This window comes from Allobosea sp. 10L417 (genome assembly GCF_056395485.1).
Window position 1 is genome coordinate 1 of the sequence record NZ_JBFTJP010000023.1, and the last position, 20,479, is coordinate 20,479.

Annotated in this window: 17 protein-coding genes and 1 tRNA gene; all 18 read left to right on the forward strand. The window is 64.4% G+C overall.

Annotated elements, in window-relative coordinates; translation table 11 throughout:
* Nucleotides 1-153: EF-Tu C-terminal domain-related protein (locus AC1DE3_RS27680; RefSeq protein ID WP_465247582.1), on the forward strand; the 153-nt coding region annotated here is incomplete at its 5' end.
* A 189-nt stretch (nucleotides 154-342) separates the two neighbouring features.
* Entirely contained in the window at nucleotides 343-1,242 is a 900-nt protein-coding gene (locus tag AC1DE3_RS27685) for a dihydrodipicolinate synthase family protein (RefSeq protein WP_476781320.1), read from the forward strand.
* Between the two features lie 61 nt (nucleotides 1,243-1,303).
* Nucleotides 1,304-1,379: transfer RNA gene (locus tag AC1DE3_RS27690), tRNA-Trp, on the forward strand.
* Nucleotides 1,380-1,431: 52 nt separating this feature from the next.
* Entirely contained in the window at nucleotides 1,432-2,163 is a 732-nt protein-coding gene (locus AC1DE3_RS27695) for a class I SAM-dependent methyltransferase (protein ID WP_476781321.1), read from the forward strand.
* A gap of 163 nt (nucleotides 2,164-2,326) precedes the next feature.
* On the forward strand, nucleotides 2,327-2,521 hold the full coding sequence (gene secE, locus AC1DE3_RS27700; RefSeq protein ID WP_441473933.1) for a preprotein translocase subunit SecE: 195 nt from the start codon (nucleotides 2,327-2,329) through the stop codon (nucleotides 2,519-2,521).
* A gap of 14 nt (nucleotides 2,522-2,535) precedes the next feature.
* On the forward strand, nucleotides 2,536-3,069 hold the full coding sequence (gene nusG, locus AC1DE3_RS27705; protein ID WP_441514523.1) for a transcription termination/antitermination protein NusG: 534 nt from the start codon (nucleotides 2,536-2,538) through the stop codon (nucleotides 3,067-3,069).
* A 105-nt stretch (nucleotides 3,070-3,174) separates the two neighbouring features.
* On the forward strand, nucleotides 3,175-4,788 hold the full coding sequence (locus AC1DE3_RS27710; RefSeq protein ID WP_476781322.1) for a methyl-accepting chemotaxis protein: 1,614 nt from the start codon (nucleotides 3,175-3,177) through the stop codon (nucleotides 4,786-4,788).
* Nucleotides 4,789-4,829: 41 nt separating this feature from the next.
* A complete protein-coding gene (locus tag AC1DE3_RS27715; protein WP_476781323.1) occupies nucleotides 4,830-5,390 on the forward strand; it encodes a cytochrome b in 561 nt (186 codons plus the stop codon).
* 156 nt (nucleotides 5,391-5,546) lie between these two features.
* Nucleotides 5,547-5,978 (forward strand): 50S ribosomal protein L11, encoded by a 432-nt coding sequence (gene rplK, locus AC1DE3_RS27720; protein ID WP_441514526.1) that lies wholly within the window; start codon nucleotides 5,547-5,549, stop codon nucleotides 5,976-5,978.
* Between the two features lie 13 nt (nucleotides 5,979-5,991).
* The gene (rplA, locus tag AC1DE3_RS27725; RefSeq protein ID WP_441514527.1) at nucleotides 5,992-6,690 is read left to right on the forward strand and encodes a 50S ribosomal protein L1; all 699 of its coding nucleotides are present in this window, start codon (nucleotides 5,992-5,994) and stop codon (nucleotides 6,688-6,690) included.
* A gap of 514 nt (nucleotides 6,691-7,204) precedes the next feature.
* Nucleotides 7,205-7,720 carry a 50S ribosomal protein L10 gene (gene rplJ, locus AC1DE3_RS27730; protein ID WP_038358277.1) on the forward strand — a complete coding sequence of 172 codons (516 nt, stop codon included), beginning with the start codon at nucleotides 7,205-7,207 and terminating at the stop codon, nucleotides 7,718-7,720.
* A gap of 48 nt (nucleotides 7,721-7,768) precedes the next feature.
* Nucleotides 7,769-8,149 carry a 50S ribosomal protein L7/L12 gene (gene rplL / locus AC1DE3_RS27735; RefSeq protein WP_441514528.1) on the forward strand — a complete coding sequence of 127 codons (381 nt, stop codon included), beginning with the start codon at nucleotides 7,769-7,771 and terminating at the stop codon, nucleotides 8,147-8,149.
* Nucleotides 8,150-8,403: 254 nt separating this feature from the next.
* Nucleotides 8,404-12,525, forward strand: a complete 4,122-nt coding sequence (rpoB, locus tag AC1DE3_RS27740; RefSeq protein ID WP_476781325.1) for a DNA-directed RNA polymerase subunit beta — start codon at nucleotides 8,404-8,406, stop codon at nucleotides 12,523-12,525.
* Nucleotides 12,526-12,635: 110 nt separating this feature from the next.
* A complete protein-coding gene (rpoC, locus tag AC1DE3_RS27745) occupies nucleotides 12,636-16,820 on the forward strand; it encodes a DNA-directed RNA polymerase subunit beta' (RefSeq protein ID WP_441514530.1) in 4,185 nt (1,394 codons plus the stop codon).
* A 435-nt stretch (nucleotides 16,821-17,255) separates the two neighbouring features.
* Nucleotides 17,256-17,627, forward strand: coding sequence for a 30S ribosomal protein S12 (gene rpsL, locus AC1DE3_RS27750; protein WP_038358286.1), 372 nt, complete (start codon nucleotides 17,256-17,258; stop codon nucleotides 17,625-17,627).
* A gap of 72 nt (nucleotides 17,628-17,699) precedes the next feature.
* Nucleotides 17,700-18,170 (forward strand): 30S ribosomal protein S7, encoded by a 471-nt coding sequence (rpsG, locus tag AC1DE3_RS27755; RefSeq protein ID WP_038358287.1) that lies wholly within the window; start codon nucleotides 17,700-17,702, stop codon nucleotides 18,168-18,170.
* A 33-nt stretch (nucleotides 18,171-18,203) separates the two neighbouring features.
* Nucleotides 18,204-20,279 carry an elongation factor G gene (fusA, locus tag AC1DE3_RS27760; RefSeq protein WP_441514531.1) on the forward strand — a complete coding sequence of 692 codons (2,076 nt, stop codon included), beginning with the start codon at nucleotides 18,204-18,206 and terminating at the stop codon, nucleotides 20,277-20,279.
* A gap of 51 nt (nucleotides 20,280-20,330) precedes the next feature.
* The coding region (locus AC1DE3_RS27765; RefSeq protein ID WP_441471810.1) for a GTP-binding protein at nucleotides 20,331-20,479 on the forward strand (149 nt) is incomplete at its 3' end.

Below are 20,479 nucleotides of genomic sequence, written 5' to 3' on the forward strand. Positions count from 1 at the left end.
CCGGAAGGCACGGAGATGGTGATGCCGGGCGACAACATCTCGATGGAGGTGACGCTGATCGCCCCGATCGCGATGGAAGAGAAGCTGCGCTTCGCCATCCGCGAAGGCGGCCGCACCGTCGGCGCCGGCGTCGTCGCTTCGATCATTGCCTGATCGACGCGCATAGCGATTTGGGAAGGGGCGGTGGCGACACCGCCCTTTTTCTTTGGGCGCGGCAGCTCTGCGCGCATGCCTTGAACGCAAGGCTAGTCTCGTCCCGTGGTCTGTGCGGCTCATCCGTTCCATGCTCTCAATCGCCTGGAGAGAGCGGATCAGCCGCTCCGATCATGGAGGAGCCTGCCCATGTCGTTCAAGCCGCCGTTTCCCGGCATCCATTCGATCGTCTTCGCCTTGTTCGACGAGCATGAGCGGCTCGACCGGGCGGCGATGCGCAAGCAGGCTCAAATCAGCGTCGAGCTCGACGTTCAGGGCATGGCGGCGCTCGGCCTCGCCACAGAGGTCTCCAAGCTGAGCTTCAGCGAACGCTGCACGGTGATGGAGTGGATGGCGGAGGATGTCGCGGGGAGGAAGCCGCTAGCCTTCACCATCTTCGGTTCCTCCGTCGCGGAGCAGGCCGAACTCGTAAAGGTCGCCGAGAAGAACGGCGCCGACTGGGTGATTCTTCAACCGCCGATGGTCGGCAGCTTCGCCGCCGCCGAGTATATCCGCTTCTTCGGCCGCATCGCCGACACGACCTCCCTGCCGGTCGCGATCCAGAATGCGCCGGCCTATATGGGGCGCGGCCTGTCTGCCGAGGACATTCGCGAATTGACGCGCCGGCACCCGAATATCAGCCTGATCAAGGGCGAGGGCTCGGTCATCGAGATCGAGCGGCTGATTGCGGTGACCGAAGGCCGGCTGCCGATCCTGAACGGGCGCGGCGGGCTCGAACTCATCGACAATTTCCGGGCCGGCTGCAGCGGCATGATCCTGGCGCCCGACACGATCGACTACGCATTGCGGGCCTATAACCGCTACCGAGCGGGCGACGAGGCCGGAGCGGACGCGGCCTATCGCGAGGTGCTGCCTGCGATCACCTTCATCATGCAGTCGATCGAGACGCTGCTCTGCTATGGCAAGCGCATCTTCGGTGCACGCGCCGGCATTCCGATCCACGACCGCGGGCCGGCGTTGAGGCCGACCGAATTTGGCCAGAAGCTGGTCGAGCGCTATGCCCGCGAACTCGGTCCCTACAGCAAATGAGGATGCCTGAAGATTTCGACTTGAAATGTGACGCGCCTTGGGGCACATCACGCCCACCTGCAGGGGTGTAGCTCAGTTGGTAGAGTACCGGTCTCCAAAACCGGTTGTCGTAGGTTCGAGCCCTACCGCCCCTGCCAGTCGCTCTTTGAGCGGCCGATGCGCAGACCGCAACGCGGTTCTTCGAGCGCCATGACCCAGAACATCTACGACGACGAGACTTTTTTCGCGGGCTACAGCCGGCTGCCGCGTTCCGTCCACGGATTGGACGGGGCGCCGGAATGGCCCGTGCTGCGTTCGATGCTGCCGGGACTCGCCGGCAAGAGCGTGCTCGATCTCGGCTGCGGATTCGGCTGGTTCTGCCGTTTCGCCGCGGGCGAGGGCGCCCGAAGCGTCCTGGGAATCGATGTCTCGGGGAAGATGCTGGAGCGCGCGCGGCGCGAGACGGCCGACGCCGGCGTCGCCTACGAGCGGGCCGATCTCGAAAGCTATGCGCCGCCGGCCGAAGCCTTCGATCTAGTCTATAGCTCGCTCGCCTTCCACTACATCGTCGACCTCGCTGGCCTGTTCGCGCGGGCATATGCGGCGCTGAAGCCGGGTGGGGCGCTGGTCTGCTCGGTCGAACATCCGATCATGACGGCGCCGGTGCGGCAGGAATGGCTCAGCGATGCGGACGGGCGGGCGACCTGGCCGGTCAACGGCTATCTCGACGAGGGTGAACGCGTCAGCAACTGGCTGGCCGAAGGTGTCGTCAAGCGCCACCGCACCATTGCGACCTATTTCGATCTGCTGCGGGGGGCGGGCTTCGCGCCGGGCAAGCTCGTCGAATGGGCCCCGAGCCCCGAGCAGGTCTCAGCCGAGCCAGGCTGGGCGAAGGAGCGCGAGCGGCCTTTCTTCCTGCTGATCGCCGCGAGCCGGAGCTGAGCCGCCCGCGAGCCGAAAGGGTCTTGGCTAAAGGCCTCAAGCGATGTAAGAGGCTTGCAATGACGGCGCGCGACCCTCCCCGGGTCCCGCGCCGCGAATGTTTCAGGACGGCCGATTCGGTACGCAGCGGGGCTGCGGGCGGGGTCGGAACCCGAGGTGGTTCATGGCGAAATCCAATCCCTTCCAGTTCCTGCAGGATGTGCGCACAGAGGCGTCCAAGGTCACTTGGCCCTCGCGTCGCGAGACGCTCATCACCACGGGCCTGGTGCTCGCGATGGTGGTCGTCTCCAGCCTGTTCTTCCTCTTTACCGACACCGTCATCCGCTGGGTGCTCGGCATCATCCTCGGCGCCCGTTGAACGGAATTACGAACGTGAGCACCCGCTGGTACATCGTCCACGCCTATTCCAACTTCGAGAACAAGGTCGCGCAGTCGATCAAGGATCAGGCGCAGCAGCGCAATCTCGCCGACAAGTTCGATGAGGTGCTGGTGCCGACCGAGAAGGTCGTCGAGGTTCGCCGTGGCCGCAAGGTCGACACTGAGCGCAAGTTCTTCCCGGGCTATGTGCTGGTGAAGTGCGAGATGACCGACGAGGTCTACCACCTCATCAAGAACACGCCGAAGGTCACCGGCTTCCTCGGTGCCGACAAGGCCAAGCCCATGCCGATCCCGGAGCATGAGGCGATGCGGATCAAGGGCCAGGTCGCCGAGGGCATCGAGCGCCCGAAGCCGACGGTGGTCTTCGAGGTCGGCGAGCAGGTCAAGGTGGCGGACGGCCCCTTCGCCTCGTTCAACGGCGTCGTCGAGGATGTCGATCACGCCCGTGCCCGCCTCAAGGTCGCGGTTTCGATCTTCGGACGCGCCACGCCGGTCGAACTCGAATACGGTCAGGTCGAGAAGCTCTGAGACAGCAGGCTGTTTCGGGTCGGTTCCTGGCGGCTTCCGTTAGGTTAATCGGCCTTTAACACAACTGCGCCAAGGCTCTGCGTCGGTAATCCGACGCAGGGCGCGATGTTTCCCAGATTCTTCAAAGCTACGGTCCGCCAGCGGCTGACGCTCTGGGCGCTGATGCTCGGCATCCTCGCTTGCGTGTTAGGTGCAGCCGAGTTCATCGGCTCCGTGAAGCTCGCCGGTTTCGCCAGGGCGATTGCTGCCCATACCGATGCGGTGGCAGTGCTCTCGGAAACGGATGCCGCATTGAGCCGCATCGTCGTGACGATCGTCTCGGGGGCCGATCGCGGCGCTCTGCCAGTCGACATCGAAGCCATGCAGGCCGCGATGAAAACGGTCGCGGCGCGCAGCGACGGCGAAATTGCCGCCCGCGCGGACGATGCCGTCCGGGGGCTGCAAGAGTTTTCATCGAAGCTGGGGGCCGACGCTGCGGTCGCGCGCGCGGCACTGCGCAAAGCTGTCGAGCAGCGCAACGAGCTGCGCGTGCAGTTGAACGCGGCGGTGGCGAGCGTCAGCGAAGCGCTCGGCGCACATGTCGAAAACTCGCGGCAGAACACCATGCTTCTGGCGGCGCTTGGCCTTTTTATCATCGCTCTGATCGTCGCGTTCGAGCATCGCTGGCTGGTGCGTCCGATCTCGACGATGGCCATGGCCCTGTCTGCGCCGGGAGAGGATGCCGGCTGGGTACGCAAACTCGCGCGTCGCGGCGACGAGATCGGTATGCTCGGCCGGGCGCTGCATGCCCATCTGTCCGAGGAAAAGACGAGGCAGGAGGCAGCGAAGGAGCGGCTGGCCTCGCTTGCCGGAGAGGTCGAGCGGCAGCGTGCGCTGCGCGTCAGAGGGCAGGCTTTCCAGGGCAACATCGCCGGCATCGCCACGGCGCTGGAAACTCATGCCGCGAGCATGACCGACGCATCGAACGAACTCTCGCAGCTCTCCGGCTTCGTGGATCAGCATGCCGGCGCTGCGGCGCAGTCGAGCCAGCGCGCGGCCAATCACGTCGAACAGATGTCTTCGTCCCTGAACGAGATTGCCGAGCTCCTCGCAACGACGGCCGGGGAGGCGCAGCGGACGTCCGACATCGCGAATACCGCGAAGGCGCTCGTCGTGGAGGCGACGGATGACAGCGTGCTGCTGCGCGAGGCAGTCGGATCGATCTCGGCCGTGGTGACGCTGATCAGCACCGTCGCCAACCAGACCAATCTGCTTGCGCTCAACGCGACGATCGAGGCGGCCCGGGCCGGGGAGAGCGGTCGTGGTTTCGCGATCGTGGCCGCCGAGGTGAAGCAACTCGCCAACCGTACGGCGGAAGCGACGGGGCAGGTGCGGCAAGGGCTCGACTCGATCGGTACCGCGGCCGAGCGGATCATCGGCCGTATCGGCGCGCTGGTCGCCTCGGTCAATGCCGTCGAGACCGCCGCCGACTCGATTGCGGAGCTGGCGCGCCGACAGGACGACACCTCCCGCTCGATCAATATCGGGACCGCCCAGACAGCCGGGGATGTGCGCGGCATGGCAGAGCAGGTCGAGCAGGTCGCCGGCATGATCGAAGACTGGCGGCGGATGACGGAACGGATGGCGCGGACCTCCGCCGACATCGACGGGCAAGCCGCAGCCCTGCGCCACGCGGTCGACAGCTTCATGACCGAGACACAAGGCGTGCAGCGCGCATGACGGTGCCGGTCGATTCCCCAGGCTCATCGAAGGCCCGTCCCATGCGGGGCGGCGATCTTGGCTTTCCGCGCCTCGCCAAGGTGCTGCACTGGGGCACGGCAGCGCTGGTCCTTGTGCTGTTTTGCGTTGGAATTCTGATGAAGGAGGTCGGGAGCGGCCCCTGGATGGACGCGCTCATGACCTTCCACAAGACGGTCGGTTCCCTGCTGCTGTTTCTAGTTGCGGTTCGACTCGCCTATCGGCTTCTGGCGCGCCTTCGCGGGCATTGGCCCCGTGCGGCGGGCGGCAGGGCGGTCCACCGGATGCTCTATGGCCTGTTGATCGTGATTCCGTTGCTCGGATTGGCGGGGGTGTCCGATTTCGACGCTCGGGAGATCTATGGCGGGATTTCTCTGCCAGCGATTTGGCCGGAAGGCGCCGGCTATGCGGGTATATTGTTCCGCAGCCACGCGATTCTGGCTTTCACGCTCATGGGGCTCGTCGCCCTGCATGTCTGCCTCGCGCTCGACGACGATATCCAGCATGCAGCCCGGATCAATGCGGGGAAGACGCTGCCTGCGACCGCAAAGCCCTCTTCCCTTTCCAGCCCATCTGTGCGATAGGCCGCGCCTCAACCGCGTGGGAGACGCGCCGGTCGCCAGCCGGATCAAACACGTCGCACCACGCACTGCAACCACCCCAGCCCCGGCGGAGAGCGTCGGCAGGCAGGGGCGTCGTCGTTCCGATAGGCAGCGGAGCGGACGGCAGGAGCAGCCATCATGGCGAAGAAGATCACGGGCTACGTGAAGCTTCAGGTTCCGGCGGGCGCGGCCAATCCGTCGCCGCCGATCGGTCCCGCGCTCGGTCAGCGCGGCCTCAACATCATGGAATTCTGCAAGGCCTTCAATGCGAAGACCCAGCAGATGGAAAAGGGCATGCCGATCCCGGTGATTATCACCGCGTATCAGGATCGCTCCTTCACCTTCGAGATGAAGCAGCCGCCGGTGTCCTACTGGCTGAAGAAGGCCGCTGGCCTCACTGCCGGCTCGAAGACCCCGGGCCGTGGCGGCAATGTCGGCAAGGTCACCGCCGCTCAGATCGCCGAGATCGCCGAGAAGAAGATGGCCGATCTCAACTGCGACACCGTCGAATCGGCTTCGGCCATGATCCGTGGCTCGGCCAGGTCCATGGGCCTGGAAGTCGTGGGCTGAGGGGAGGCTGACAATGGCACATACCGGAAAGCGCGTCGTTCAGGGCCGTGAAGGCATTGACCGCACCAAGCTGTACTCGCTCGATCAGGCCGTCACCTTCGTCAAGGAGCGCGCCAACGCCAAGTTCGACGAGACCGTCGAGATCGCGATGAATCTCGGCGTCGATCCGCGTCACGCCGACCAGATGGTCCGCGGCGTCTGCAACCTGCCGAACGGCTCGGGCCGCACGCTGCGCGTCGCCGTCTTCGCCCGCGGCGCCAAGGCTGACGAAGCCAAGGCTGCGGGCGCTGACATCGTCGGCGCCGAGGAACTGGTCGAGTCCGTTCAGAAGGGCGAGATCAATTTCGATCGCTGCATCGCGACCCCGGACATGATGGGTCTCGTCGGTCGTCTCGGCAAGGTGCTCGGCCCGCGCGGCCTGATGCCGAACCCGCGCGTCGGCACCGTCACCATGGACGTCACCGCCGCTGTCGCCGCTTCGAAGGGTGGTTCGGTCGAGTTCCGCGTCGAGAAGGCCGGCATCATCCACGCCGCCGTCGGCAAGGCCTCGTTTTCGGCCGAGAAGCTCTCGGAGAACATCAAGGCGTTCGTCGACTCGGTCGCCAAGGCGAAGCCCGCCGGCGCCAAGGGCACCTATATCCAGCGCGTCGCGATCTCGTCGACCATGGGCCCGGGCGTCAAGGTCGAGCCGAACACCGTCATCGGCGGCTGATTGGTCTGAGGAAGGGCGGCCGGACAACCGGCCGCTCGCCGCTCTTGATTTCGTGATGTCAAGAGCCTACTTGGCAGGAGCAGGCGAAAGCGCTATACGCACGCCTGTTTCCATGAGTGACGAGGCTCCGGCGTGCTTGACACGAAGGGGTCCGTTTCGCGTTTTTCGGCGGGTTTCCGCTGAAGAAATGGGTGTTTCAGGGTCGGGAGAGAGATCTTTCGAGCAGGAATCACCCAGTCCTGTCTGAGACTGCAGGTGCCTTCCCGGTTCGTCCGGGAGCATAATTTCGCCAAGAGGCCTGCATAGACGGTGCAAGAGCTTAGTCCCGGATCGCGAGATCCGGAGAAGACGGTTCGAACCATCTCGCCCGGTCGTGACCCTCAAAGGGTCGGGAGCGGGGACAGGGCACCAAGCGTCGCTTCACGGGACGCCGGTGTCAACCGGGGTTCCACGAAGCGGCATTTGCAACCGGCGGCGAGCCCTCAAAAGCTTGTCGCCTACCGGAGAGAGCCCAGTGGATAAAGCGGCAAAGAAAGATGCCGTCGCGTCGCTGAACGATGTGTTTGCGAACACGTCGGTCGTCGTCGTGGCCCACTATGCGGGTTTGACCGTGGCCCAGTTCCAGAAGCTTCGTCGCGAGATGAAGGCGAATGGCGCCACTGTTAAGGTCGCAAAGAACCGCTTGGCCAAGATCGCTCTTGAAGGCACCGACGTCGCGTCCATCAGCAATCTGCTGACGGGTCCCACCCTGATCGCTTATTCCAACGATCCGGTCGCGGCGCCGAAGGTCGCCAGCGCTTTCGCCAAGGAGAACGACAAGCTCGTCATCCTGGGCGGCGCGATGGGCAAGACCGCCCTGAACCCCGATGGTGTCAAGGCTCTGGCCACGATGCCCTCGCTCGACGAACTGCGTGCAAAGCTCATCGGCCTTATCCAGGCCCCGGCTACGAAGCTTGCGCAGCTCACGAACGCGCCCGCCGGCAAGCTGGCACGCGTGGTTCAGGCTTATGCCGACAAGAATGCGGCTTGAAGCCAGCAAACCCTTATCGTTCGAACCTCTTAAAACAGGAAGTTAAACATGGCCGATCTCGCCAAGCTCGTCGACGATCTCTCGTCGCTCACCGTTCTCGAGGCCGCTGACCTCGCCAAGATGCTCGAAGAGAAGTGGGGCGTTTCCGCCGCTGCCGCCGTCGCCGTTGCGGCTGGCCCGGCTGCCGGTGGCGCTGCCGCCGCCGCTGTTGAAGAGCAGACCGAGTTCACCGTCGTTCTTGCCGCCGCCGGCGACAAGAAGATCGAGGTGATCAAGGAAGTCCGCGCCATCACCGGCCTCGGCCTCAAGGAAGCCAAGGACCTGGTCGAAGGCGCTCCGAAGCCGGTCAAGGAAGGCGTTGGCAAGGACGAGGCCGAGAAGCTCAAGAAGCAGCTCGAGGCCGTCGGCGCCAAGGTCGAGCTCAAGTGAGCTTGGGCCGGCTGATGCCGGTCCGACCGTAGTCAAAACAGACAGTCCCGGGGCAGCTACGCCTCCGGGGCTGTTGCGTCGTTTCCGCGCAGATGTGCGGGAGTTGTTGTCGAAGTTTGCTGCAACCGTGCGGCGCAGCTTCGATGGAAATGCGGGGTCGGCGCGATGCTGCGCCGAACGGCTCACCCGGCGGCCTGGTGCCGTCCTTGCCCGGACCACCGGGTGAGCCGTCCGAAGAGATTGCGAGGAACAACATGGTCAATTCGCTCCAGGGTCGCAGGCGCGTCCGCAAGTTCTTCGGCAAACTCAAGGAAGTGGCGCAGATGCCGAACCTCATCGAGGTTCAGAAGGCGTCCTACGACCAGTTCCTGATGGTCGACGAACCCAAGGGCGGCCGGCCCGACGAGGGCCTTCAGTCCGTCTTCAAGTCGGTCTTCCCGATCGGTGACTTCTCCGGCGCCTCGCTGCTGGAGTTCGTGAAGTACACCTTCGAGCCGCCGAAATACGACGTCGACGAGTGCCGCCAGCGCGGCATGACCTTCTCTGCGCCGCTCAAGGTGACGCTGCGCCTGATCGTGTTCGATATCGATCCGGACACCCAGGCCAAGTCGGTCAAGGACATCAAGGAGCAGGATGTCTACATGGGCGACATGCCGCTCATGACGGATAACGGCACCTTCATCGTGAACGGCACCGAGCGCGTCATCGTCTCGCAGATGCACCGTTCGCCGGGCGTGTTCTTCGACCACGACAAGGGCAAGACCCATTCCTCGGGCAAGCTGCTCTTCGCCGCGCGCATCATCCCCTATCGCGGTTCCTGGCTCGACATCGAGTTCGACGCCAAGGACATCGTCTATGCCCGCATCGACCGGAAGCGTAAGATTCCGGTCACCTCGCTGCTGTTCGCGCTCGGCATGGACGGCGAGGAGATCCTCAACCGCTTCTACAACCACATCATCTACACCAAGGACGCCAAGGGCTGGCGCGTTCCCTACGATGCGGAGCGCATGAAGGGCTTCAAGGCCACCGAGGACATGATCGACGCCGACACCGGCGAGGTCGTGGTCGAGGCCGGCAAGAAGCTTGTCGCCCGCACCGCCCGCCAGCTCGCCGAGAAGGGCCTCAAGTTCCTGCGCGCGCAGGACGAGGACCTCTATACGCAGTACATCGCCGAGGACCTGGTCAATCCGGCGACGGGTGAAGTCTATGCCGAGGCCGGCGAGGAGATCACCGAGAAGCTGCTGAAGCAGCTCACCGATGACGGCTTCGACGAGATCACGGTGCTCGACATCGACCACATCACGGTCGGCCCGTACATCCGCAACACGCTCAATGTCGACAAGAACTCGCGCCGCGAGGAAGCCCTGTTCGACATCTACCGCGTGATGCGTCCCGGCGAGCCGCCGACCCTCGAGACGGCTGAGAACATGTTCCAGTCGCTGTTCTTCGACGCCGAGCGCTACGACCTCTCCGCCGTCGGCCGCGTGAAGATGAACATGCGCCTCGACCTCGACGCCGAGGACACCGTGCGCATCCTGCGCAAGGAGGACATCTTCGCGGTCGTGAAGGCGCTGGTCGACCTGCGCGACGGCAAGGGCGAGATCGACGACATCGACCATCTCGGCAACCGCCGCGTCCGCTCGGTCGGCGAGCTGATGGAGAACCAGTACCGCCTGGGCCTGCTGCGCATGGAGCGCGCCATCAAGGAGCGCATGTCCTCGGTCGATATCGACACGGTCATGCCGCAGGACCTGATCAACGCGAAGCCGGCGGCTGCCGCCGTGCGCGAGTTCTTCGGCTCCTCGCAGCTCTCGCAGTTCATGGACCAGACGAACCCGCTCTCGGAAGTCACGCATAAGCGTCGTCTTTCGGCGCTTGGCCCGGGTGGTCTGACCCGCGAGCGCGCCGGCTTCGAGGTGCGCGACGTGCACCCGACGCATTACGGCCGCATCTGCCCGATCGAGACGCCGGAAGGCCCGAATATCGGCCTGATCAACTCGCTCGCCACCTTCGCGCGGGTTAACAAATACGGCTTCATCGAGAGCCCGTATCGCCGCATCCGCGACGGCAAGGTCACGGACGAGGTGATCTATCTCTCGGCGATGGAAGAGGCGAAGTACAACGTCGCCCAGGCGAATGCCGCCGTCGACAAGGAAGGCCGCCTGACCGACGACCTGATTGTCTGCCGTCGCGCCGGCGAAGTCATCGTCACCCCGGTCGACAAGGTCGACTTCCAGGACGTGTCGCCGAAGCAGCTCGTCTCGGTCGCCGCGGCGCTGATCCCGTTCCTTGAGAACGACGACGCGAACCGCGCGCTGATGGGCTCGAACATGCAGCGCCAGGCGGTGCCGCTGGTTCGCGCCGACGCGCCCTTCGTCGGCACCGGCATGGAAGCGGTTGTGGCCCGTGACTCGGGCGCCGCGATTGCAGCCCGCCGCGCCGGCATCGTCGACCAGGTCGACGCGACCCGTATCGTCATCCGCGCTTCGGAGGAGATGGATCCGACGAAGCCGGGCGTCGACATCTACCGGCTGCAGAAGTTCCAGCGCTCGAACCAGTCGACCTGCATCACGCAGCGTCCGCTGGTGCGCGTCGGCGACGTCGTCAAGAAGGGCGACATCGTCGCCGACGGCCCGTCGACCGAGTTCGGCGAGCTCGCGCTCGGCCGTAACGTGCTCGTCGCGTTCATGCCGTGGAACGGCTACAACTTCGAGGACTCGATCCTTCTCTCCGAGAAGATCGTCTCCGAGGACGTCTTCACCTCGATCCATATCGAGGAGTTCGAGGTCATGGCCCGCGACACCAAGCTGGGCCCTGAGGAAATCACGCGCGACATTCCGAACGTTTCGGAAGAGGCGCTGAAAAACCTCGACGAAGCCGGCATCGTCTATATCGGCGCAGAAGTGGCGGCGGGCGACATTCTCGTCGGCAAGATCACGCCGAAGGGCGAGAGCCCGATGACCCCGGAAGAGAAGCTGCTGCGCGCCATCTTCGGTGAGAAGGCTTCGGACGTCCGCGACACCTCGCTGCGCGTTCCGCCCGGCGTGCAGGGCACGATCGTCGAAGTGCGCGTGTTCAATCGCCACGGCGTCGACAAGGACGAGCGCGCCCAGGCGATCGAGCGCGAGGAGATCGAGCGTCTTGCCAAGGACCGCGACGACGAGCAGGCGATCCTGGACCGCAACACCTTTGCGCGTCTGGCCGAGATCCTGACCGGCAAGACCGGCCTAGCCGGCCCGAAGGGCTTCAAGAAGGACACGGTCATCACCCGCGAGGTGATGAGCGAGTTCCCGCGTTCGCAGTGGTGGCTGTTCGCCACCGCCGAAGACTCGCTGATGACCGAGATCGAGGCGATGCGGAAGCAGTACGACGAGTCGAAGAAGCGCCTCGAGCAGCGCTTCCTCGACAAGGTCGAGAAGCTGCAGCGCGGCGACGAGCTGCCTCCGGGCGTGATGAAGATGGTCAAGGTCTTCGTCGCGGTGAAGCGCAAGATCCAGCCGGGCGACAAGATGGCCGGCCGTCACGGAAACAAGGGCGTGGTCTCGCGCATCGTGCCGGTCGAGGATATGCCGTTCCTCGAGGATGGCACCCATGCCGATATCGTGCTGAACCCGCTCGGCGTGCCCAGCCGCATGAATGTCGGCCAGATCCTGGAGACGCATCTGGGCTGGGCGGCCGCCGGTCTCGGCAGGCAGATCAGCGCGGCGCTCGATGCCTACAAGAAGACGCACGACTTCAAGGCGCTGAAGGCCCAGTTCGATGCCGTCTACGAGGACAATGAGATCATTGCCTCGATGGACGAGAACGAACTCGTCGAGATGGGCCAGAATCTGCGCCGTGGCGTGCCGGTGGCGACCCCGGTCTTCAACGGCGCCAAGGAAGCCGATATCGAGCGGCTGCTGGAGCAGGCGGGCCTGCACTCGTCGGGTCAGTCGACCCTCTATGACGGGCGCACGGGTGAGCCCTTCGACCGCAAGGTCACGATGGGCTACATCTACATGCTCAAGCTGCACCACCTCGTGGACGACAAGATCCACGCGCGTTCGATCGGACCGTACTCGCTCGTCACCCAGCAGCCGCTGGGTGGCAAGGCGCAGTTCGGCGGCCAGCGCTTCGGCGAAATGGAGGTCTGGGCGCTCGAAGCCTACGGCGCCGCCTACACGCTGCAAGAGATGCTGACGGTGAAGTCAGACGACGTCGCCGGCCGCACCAAGGTCTACGAGTCGATCGTGCGCGGCGAGGACAACTTCGAGGCCGGCATCCCCGAGAGCTTCAACGTTCTCGTCAAGGAGATGCGTTCGCTCGGCCTCAACGTCGAGCTCATCAACAACAAGGCGAAGCCGGGCGAGTTGCCGCCGGCCGAAGCGGCCGAGTGAGCCGTTAACCAAGCCTTGTATAGATGCCGGCGGCACTGACGCCGCCGGCCGACGGAATTTACCAGCCGGGCAGGGCGGCCCTAGCCCCCGCCGGCGGAAGGAGACAGGCGATGAAGCAAGAGGTCATGAACCTTTTCGGCCAGCAGCCGGTCCAGCAGGCCTTCGACGCGATCAAGATCTCGATCGCGAGCCCGGAGAAGATCCTGTCCTGGTCCTATGGCGAGATCAAAAAGCCGGAGACCATCAACTACCGCACGTTCAAGCCGGAGCGCGACGGCCTGTTCTGCGCCCGCATCTTCGGGCCGATCAAGGACTACGAGTGCCTGTGCGGCAAGTACAAGCGCATGAAGTTCAAGGGCGTCATCTGCGAGAAGTGCGGCGTCGAAGTCACGCTCGCCCGCGTCCGGCGCGAGCGCATGGGCCATATCGAACTCGCCGCCCCGGTGGCGCATATCTGGTTCCTGAAGTCGCTGCCTTCGCGCATCGGCCTCCTGATGGATATGCCGCTCAAGGACCTTGAGCGCATCCTGTACTTCGAAAGCTACGTCGTCATCGAGCCGGGCCTTACCCCGCTCAAGGACCGTCAGCTGCTGTCGGAGGAGGAGTACGTCCGGGCTCAGGAGGAGTACGGCGCGGACACCTTCACCGCCATGATCGGCGCGGAAGCCATCCGCGAGATGCTGCGCGCGCTCGACCTCGACCAGATCAACGCCGACCTCAAGCATGAGATCGCGACGACGACGTCGGAGCTGAAGCCCAAGAAGCTGATGAAGCGCCTCAAGATCATCGAGGCCTTCCAGGAGTCGGGCAACAAGCCGGAATGGATGGTGATGACCCAGATTCCGGTCATCCCGCCGGATCTGCGCCCGCTCGTGCCGCTTGACGGCGGCCGCTTCGCGACCTCGGACCTGAACGACCTCTACCGCCGCGTCATCAACCGCAACAACCGCCTGAAGCGGCTGATCGAGCTGCGCGCGCCGGACATCATCATCCGCAACGAAAAGCGGATGTTGCAGGAGTCGGTCGACGCCCTGTTCGATAACGGCCGTCGCGGCCGCGTCATCACGGGTGCCAACAAGCGCCCGCTGAAGTCGCTCGCCGACATGCTGAAGGGCAAGCAGGGGCGCTTCCGCCAGAACCTGCTCGGCAAGCGCGTCGACTATTCCGGCCGTTCGGTCATCGTCGTCGGCCCGGAGATGAAGCTGCACCAGTGCGGCCTGCCGAAGAAGATGGCGCTCGAGCTGTTCAAGCCGTTCATCTATGCGCGCCTCGACGCCAAGGGCTACTCGACCACGGTCAAGCAGGCCAAGAAGCTCGTCGAGAAGGAGAAGCCGGAGGTCTGGGATATCCTGGACGAGGTCATCCGCGAGCATCCGGTGATGCTGAACCGGGCGCCGACGCTGCACCGCCTCGGCATCCAGGCCTTCGAGCCCGTGCTGATCGAGGGCAAGGCGATCCAGCTCCACCCGCTGGTCTGCGCCGCCTTCAACGCGGACTTCGACGGCGACCAGATGGCCGTGCACGTCCCGCTGTCGCTGGAAGCGCAGCTGGAAGCGCGCGTGCTGATGATGTCGACCAACAACATCCTGCACCCGGCGAACGGCATGCCGATCATCGTGCCGTCGCAGGACATCGTGCTCGGCCTCTACTACCTCTCGATCGTTTCGGACGGCGAGCCCGGCCAGGGCAAGGTCTTCGGTGATTTCGGCGAACTCGAGCACGCGCTGCACGAGAAGGTCGTGACGCTGCATTCGAAGATCAAATATCGCTGGACCGGCACCGGCAAGGACGGCAAGCCGTACACGAAGATCTATGACACCACGCCGGGCCGCGTGATCCTCTCGACCGCGCTGCCGGACCATCCGGCCGTGTCCTTCGACGTCAGCAACCGCCTGATGACCAAGAAGGAAATCTCCGGAATGATCGATGCCGTGTATCGCGGCTGCGGTCAGAAGGAATCGGTGATCTTCTGCGACCGTGTCATGGCGCTGGGCTTCCGCCACGCGTTCAAGGCCGGCATCTCCTTCGGCAAGGACGACATGGTCGTGCCGGAGAACAAGTGGGAGATCGTCGACACGACCCGCGCGCTCGCCAAGGATTACGAGCAGCAGTACCAGGACGGCCTGATCACTCAGGGCGAGAAGTACAACAAGGTCGTCGACGCCTGGGCGAAGTGCTCCGACAAGCTCGCCCAGGAGATGATGGCCCGCATCTCGACCGTCCAGAAGGACGAGACCGGCCGCGACAAGCAGATCAACTCGATCTACATGATGTCGCACTCCGGCGCCCGTGGTTCGCCGGCGCAGATGCGCCAGCTCGCCGCCATGCGCGGCCTGATGGCCAAGCCGTCGGGCGAGATCATCGAGTCGCCGATCATCTCGAACTTCAAGGAAGGCCTCGACGTTCTCGAGTACTTCAACTCGACCCACGGCGCCCGTAAGGGCCTCGCCGACACGGCGCTGAAGACGGCCAACTCCGGCTATCTGACACGCCGCCTCGTCGACGTGGCGCAGGACGCGATCATCTCCGAGGTGGATTGCGGTTCGGATAACGGCATCAAGATGCGCGCCATCGTCGATGCGGGCCAGATCGTGGCCTCGCTCGGCATGCGTATCCTGGGTCGCGCGACGGCCGAGGACATCGTTGATGTCGAGGGTAAGGTCATCGTCGCCAAGGGCGTGGTGATCGAAGAGAGCGACATCGCCAAGATCAATGCCGCCGGCGTCCAGGAGGTGAAGATCCGTTCGGTCCTCACCTGCGAGACCAAGAACGGCGTCTGCGCCACCTGCTACGGGCGCGATCTGGCCCGCGGCACGCCCGTGAACATGGGCGAGGCCGTCGGCGTCATCGCGGCGCAGTCGATCGGCGAGCCGGGCACGCAGCTCACCATGCGTACCTTCCACATCGGCGGCGCGGCCACCATCGCCGACCAGTCCTTCGTCGAGTCGAACTTCGAAGGCACGGTCAAGATGCGCAACCGCAACGTCGCGCGGAACTCGGACGGCGACCTGATCGCCATGGCGCGCAACATCGCCATCGTGATCGTCGGGCCTGATGGAGCCGAGCGCGCGGTCCATCGCGTTCAGTTTGGCTCGAAGCTGCGGGTCGACGAGGGCGACAAGGTCAAGCGCGGCCAGCGCCTGATCGAGTGGGACCCCTATTCCCGCCCGATCCTGGCGGAAGTGGACGGCAAGGTCGGCTACGAGGATCTCGTGGACGGCATGTCGATCACCGAGACGACCGACGAAGCGACGGGCATCTCCAAGCGCGTCGTCATCGATTGGCGCGGTTCGGCCCGTACGGCTGATCTCAAGCCAGCGATGGTGATCTTCGGCGCGGACGGCAAGGTGGCGAAGCTCGCCCGTGGTGGCGAGGCCCGCTACATCCTGCCGGTCGACGGCATTATCTCGGTGGAGCCGGGCCACTTGATCAAGGCCGGCGACGTGCTGGCGCGTGTCTCGACCGACTCGGCCAAGACCCGCGACATCACCGGTGGTCTGCCGCGCGTGGCGGAGCTGTTCGAAGCGCGTCGTCCGAAGGATGCTGCGATCATTGCCGAGAAGTCGGGCGTGATCGGCTTCGGCAAGGACTACAAGAACAAGCGCCGCGTCACGCTGACGCCGCATGACGGTTCCGACGGGGTCGAGTACCTGATCCCGAAGGGCAAGCACATCCATCTCCAGGAAGGTGACGTCGTGGAGGTCGGTGACTACATCCTCGACGGCAACCCGGCCCCGCACGACATCCTGGCTATCAAGGGCGTCGAGGAACTGGCAGCCTATCTGGTCAACGAAATCCAGGAGGTCTATCGCCTCCAGGGCGTGACCATCAACGACAAGCACATCGAGGTCATCGTCCGGCAGATGCTGCAGAAGGTCGAGATCACCGAGTCGGGGGACAGCGATATCCTGACCGGCGACCAGATCGACCGCATCGAACTGGAAGAGGTCAACGCGAAGCTGCGCGAGGAGGGCAAGAAGCCGGCTTCCGGCGTGCCGGTCCTGCTCGGCATCACCAAGGCCTCGCTGCAGACCCGCTCCTTCATCTCGGCGGCGTCCTTCCAGGAGACCACCCGCGTCCTCACCGAGGCGGCGGTCAACGGCAAGTCGGACATGCTCGAAGGCCTCAAGGAGAACGTCATCGTCGGCTCGCTCATCCCGGCCGGCACCGGCGCCCAGGTCGCCCGCATCAAGCAGGTGGCCACGCGCCGCGACGATCTCATCGTCGGCCAGAAGGCGGATGCGGCGGCGAAGGCCGCCAAGGAAGCTGCCGCCGTGCTCCCCGCCGCCGAGTAAGTCTCGGCCGCGAGCGATCCTCGGTAATCATCGGAAAGGCCGCCCCGTCAGGGCGGCCTTTTTGTTTCAAGGAGAGGCGGGCAGGGGGCGAACCTGCTCCAACCCCGCAAAACCCCGCCATTTTCGGCGGTTTCGGGGTTGACGCGAATCTCTGGGTGAGTCATAAGCGCGCCACTGTCGACGGCTGTCGGACACGTTTGTCGCTTGCGCCAGATTCGCAAGCGAGTTTCGCGACCGAAACTCCGTCGGAATTCCAGCGTCGAATGACGACATGGCAGGATGCATGAACGCGGGCTTCCCGTGTTCCTCTGCTGGCGAACGCGCCTGAGGCCCCTCGACGGGAGCCGATGGCGCGCTTCGTTTATGTCATGGCGTAGTTCGGGCTGGGAGATTGATCAGAGAATTTCCAAACGCTCAGTGGGGCGAGAGGCCAGAATGCCGACAATCAGCCAGCTCATCCGCAAGCCACGCTCGCCCGTGAAGGCGCGTAACACCGCCCCGGCGCTCGAGTCGTGCCCGCAGAAGCGCGGCGTCTGCACGCGCGTTTATACGACGACCCCGAAGAAGCCGAACTCGGCGCTCCGCAAGGTTGCCAAGGTTCGTCTGACGAACGGCTTCGAGGTGATCGGCTACATCCCGGGTGAAGGTCACAACCTTCAGGAGCACTCGGTCGTCATGATCCGTGGCGGCCGCGTGAAGGACCTTCCCGGTGTGCGCTATCACATCCTGCGCGGCGTGCTCGACACGCAGGGCGTCAAGAACCGCAAGCAGCGCCGTTCGAAGTACGGCGCCAAGCGTCCTAAGTGAGTTCGGCCCGATCGGCCGGGCGATGAGCCCAGGCCGATCCGCCGCGTTGAAGATTTGACCGGAGACTAGACGATGTCCCGCCGCCACAGTGCCGAAAAGCGCGAAGTTATCCCGGACCCGAAGTTCGGTGATATCGTCGTGACCAAGTTCATGAACTCCGTGATGTATGAAGGCAAGAAGTCGACCGCCGAGCGGATCGTCTACGGTGCCTTCGACATCATCGAGGCGAAGACCAAGAGCGAGCCGCTCGGCGTGTTCAAGTCGGCGCTCGAGAATGTCGCTCCGGCGATCGAGGTTCGTTCCCGCCGCGTCGGCGGCGCGACCTATCAGGTTCCGGTCGAGGTTCGCACCGAGCGCCGCCAGGCGCTGGCGATCCGCTGGCTGATCTCGGCCGCGCGCGGCCGCAACGACAAGACCATGGTCGAGCGCCTCTCGGCGGAGCTGATGGACGCGGCCAACAACCGCGGCAACGCCGTCAAGAAGCGCGAAGACACGCACCGGATGGCGGAAGCCAACCGCGCCTTCTCGCACTACCGCTGGTAAGCGGCGCGCTGACCCGAGACACAGAGCACGATCATGGCCCGTTCCCATCCCATCGACCGTTATCGCAACTTCGGCATCATGGCCCACATTGATGCCGGCAAGACGACGACGACCGAGCGCATCCTCTATTACACCGGCAAGTCCCATAAGATCGGCGAAGTCCATGACGGCGCCGCGACCATGGACTGGATGACGCAGGAGCAGGAGCGTGGCATCACGATCACCTCGGCTGCGACGACCTGCTTCTGGCGCGACAACCGCCTGAACATCATCGACACCCCCGGCCACGTCGACTTCACCATCGAGGTCGAGCGTTCGCTGCGCGTGCTCGACGGCGCTGTCTGCGTGCTCGACGGCAACCAGGGCGTCGAGCCCCAGACCGAGACCGTCTGGCGCCAGGCCGACAAGTACGACGTGCCGCGTATCGTGTTCGTCAACAAGATGGACAAGATCGGCGCCGATTTCTATCGCTGCGTCCAGGACATCATCGACCGCGTCGCCGGCAAGCCCGTCTGCCTGCAGATTCCGATCGGTTCCGAGGCCGAATTCGCTGGTGTCATCGACCTCGTGAAGATGAAGGCGATCGTCTGGAACGGCGAGGCGCTCGGTGCGTCCTTCGAAGAGCAGGACATTCCGGCCAATCTCGCTGAGAAGGCCGCCGAGTACCGCTCGAAGCTCGTCGAGGCGGCCGTCGAAATGGACGATGCGGCGATGGAAGCCTATCTCGAAGGCACCGAGCCCGACGCCGACACGCTGCGCCGATTGGTCCGCACCGCCGTGCAGCGCCGCGCCTTCCACCCGGTTCTCTGTGGCTCGTCCTTCAAGAACAAGGGCGTGCAGCCGCTGCTCGACGCCGTCGTCGACTATCTGCCGTCGCCGGTTGATCGTGGCGCGGTCGAAGGCATCGACTTCAAGACCGAAGAGCCCACCGTCCGCAATCCGACGGACGAAGATCCGTTCTCCATGCTTGCCTTCAAGATCATGGACGACCCCTTCGTCGGCACGATCACCTTCTGCCGCATCTATTCGGGCAAGGTCGAGGCCGGCCAGGGCGTCATCAACTCGACCCGCGACAAGAAAGAGCGCGTCGGCCGCATGCTGCTGATGCATGCGAACAACCGCGAGGACATCAAGGAGGCTTTCGCAGGCGACATCGTCGCCCTGGCCGGCCTGAAGGACGTCCGCACCGGCGACACGCTTTGCGACCCGACCAACGCGGTCATCCTGGAGCGCATGGAGTTCCCCGAGCCGGTCATCACGATCGCGATCGAGCCGAAGTCCAAGGCCGACCAGGAGAAGCTGGGCCTCGCCCTGTCGAAGCTCGCGAACGAGGATCCGTCCTTCCGCGTGTCGACCGACCAGGAGAGCGGCCAGACCATTCTGAAGGGCATGGGCGAACTGCATCTCGACATCAAGGTCGACATCCTGAAGCGCACCTACAAGGTCGACGCCAATATCGGCGCGCCGCAGGTTGCGTATCGCGAGACGCTGACCAAGAAGGCCGAGATCGACTACACCCACAAGAAGCAGACCGGCGGTACGGGCCAGTTCGCCCGCGTCAAGCTCGTCATCGAGCCGAACGAGACCGGGAAGGGCTTCGAGTTCGAGTCGAAGGTCGTCGGTGGTTCGGTGCCGAAGGAATACATCCCCGGCGTCGAGAAGGGCCTGAACTCGGTCATCGGCTCGGGCGTTCTCGCCGGCTTCCCGGTCGTGGACGTCAAGGTCACGCTGATCGATGGCGCCTTCCACGAAGTCGACTCGTCGGCTCTGGCCTTCGAAATCGCCTCCCGTGCAGCGCTGCGCGAAGGTCTGCAGAAGGGCGGCTCCGTGCTGCTCGAGCCGATCATGAAGGTCGAGGTTGTGACCCCGGAAGACTATACCGGCTCGGTCATCGGCGACCTGAACTCGCGTCGCGGCCAGATCCAGGGCCAGGACATGCGCGGCAACGCCGTCGTGATCAACGCGATGGTTCCGCTGGCGAACATGTTCGGCTACGTCAACCAGCTGCGTTCCTTCTCGCAGGGCCGCGCGAACTACACGATGCAGTTCGACCACTACGAGCAGGTGCCGTCGGCGGTCGCCGCCGAGGTTCAGGCCAAGTACGCCTGAGCTCCGCACCGAACCGACTGAACATTTGAACAAGATCTGACGGAGGCTACGATGGCCAAAGAGAAATTCGCTCGTACGAAGCCGCACTGCAACATTGGCACGATTGGTCACGTCGACCATGGCAAGACGTCGTTGACGGCTGCGATCACGAAGGTCCTGGCCGAGTCCGGCGGCGCGTCGTTCACGGCGTATGACCAGAT

Bases quoted from the DNA above. Each gene is read 5' to 3' on its own strand.
- AC1DE3_RS27715 (WP_476781323.1), top strand. From the start codon at position 4,830: ATGCGGGGCGGCGATCTTGGCTTTCCGCGCCTCGCCAAGGTGCTGCAC.
- AC1DE3_RS27710 (WP_476781322.1), top strand. From the start codon at position 3,175: ATGTTTCCCAGATTCTTCAAAGCTACGGTCCGCCAGCGGCTGACGCTC.
- rplL (WP_441514528.1), top strand. From the start codon at position 7,769: ATGGCCGATCTCGCCAAGCTCGTCGACGATCTCTCGTCGCTCACCGTT.
- AC1DE3_RS27695 (WP_476781321.1), top strand. From the start codon at position 1,432: ATGACCCAGAACATCTACGACGACGAGACTTTTTTCGCGGGCTACAGC.
- rpsL (WP_038358286.1), top strand. From the start codon at position 17,256: ATGCCGACAATCAGCCAGCTCATCCGCAAGCCACGCTCGCCCGTGAAG.
- AC1DE3_RS27685 (WP_476781320.1), top strand. From the start codon at position 343: ATGTCGTTCAAGCCGCCGTTTCCCGGCATCCATTCGATCGTCTTCGCC.
- secE (WP_441473933.1), top strand. From the start codon at position 2,327: ATGGCGAAATCCAATCCCTTCCAGTTCCTGCAGGATGTGCGCACAGAG.
- rpsG (WP_038358287.1), top strand. From the start codon at position 17,700: ATGTCCCGCCGCCACAGTGCCGAAAAGCGCGAAGTTATCCCGGACCCG.
- rplA (WP_441514527.1), top strand. From the start codon at position 5,992: ATGGCACATACCGGAAAGCGCGTCGTTCAGGGCCGTGAAGGCATTGAC.
- rplK (WP_441514526.1), top strand. From the start codon at position 5,547: ATGGCGAAGAAGATCACGGGCTACGTGAAGCTTCAGGTTCCGGCGGGC.
- fusA (WP_441514531.1), top strand. From the start codon at position 18,204: ATGGCCCGTTCCCATCCCATCGACCGTTATCGCAACTTCGGCATCATG.
- rpoC (WP_441514530.1), top strand. From the start codon at position 12,636: ATGAAGCAAGAGGTCATGAACCTTTTCGGCCAGCAGCCGGTCCAGCAG.
- rpoB (WP_476781325.1), top strand. From the start codon at position 8,404: ATGGTCAATTCGCTCCAGGGTCGCAGGCGCGTCCGCAAGTTCTTCGGC.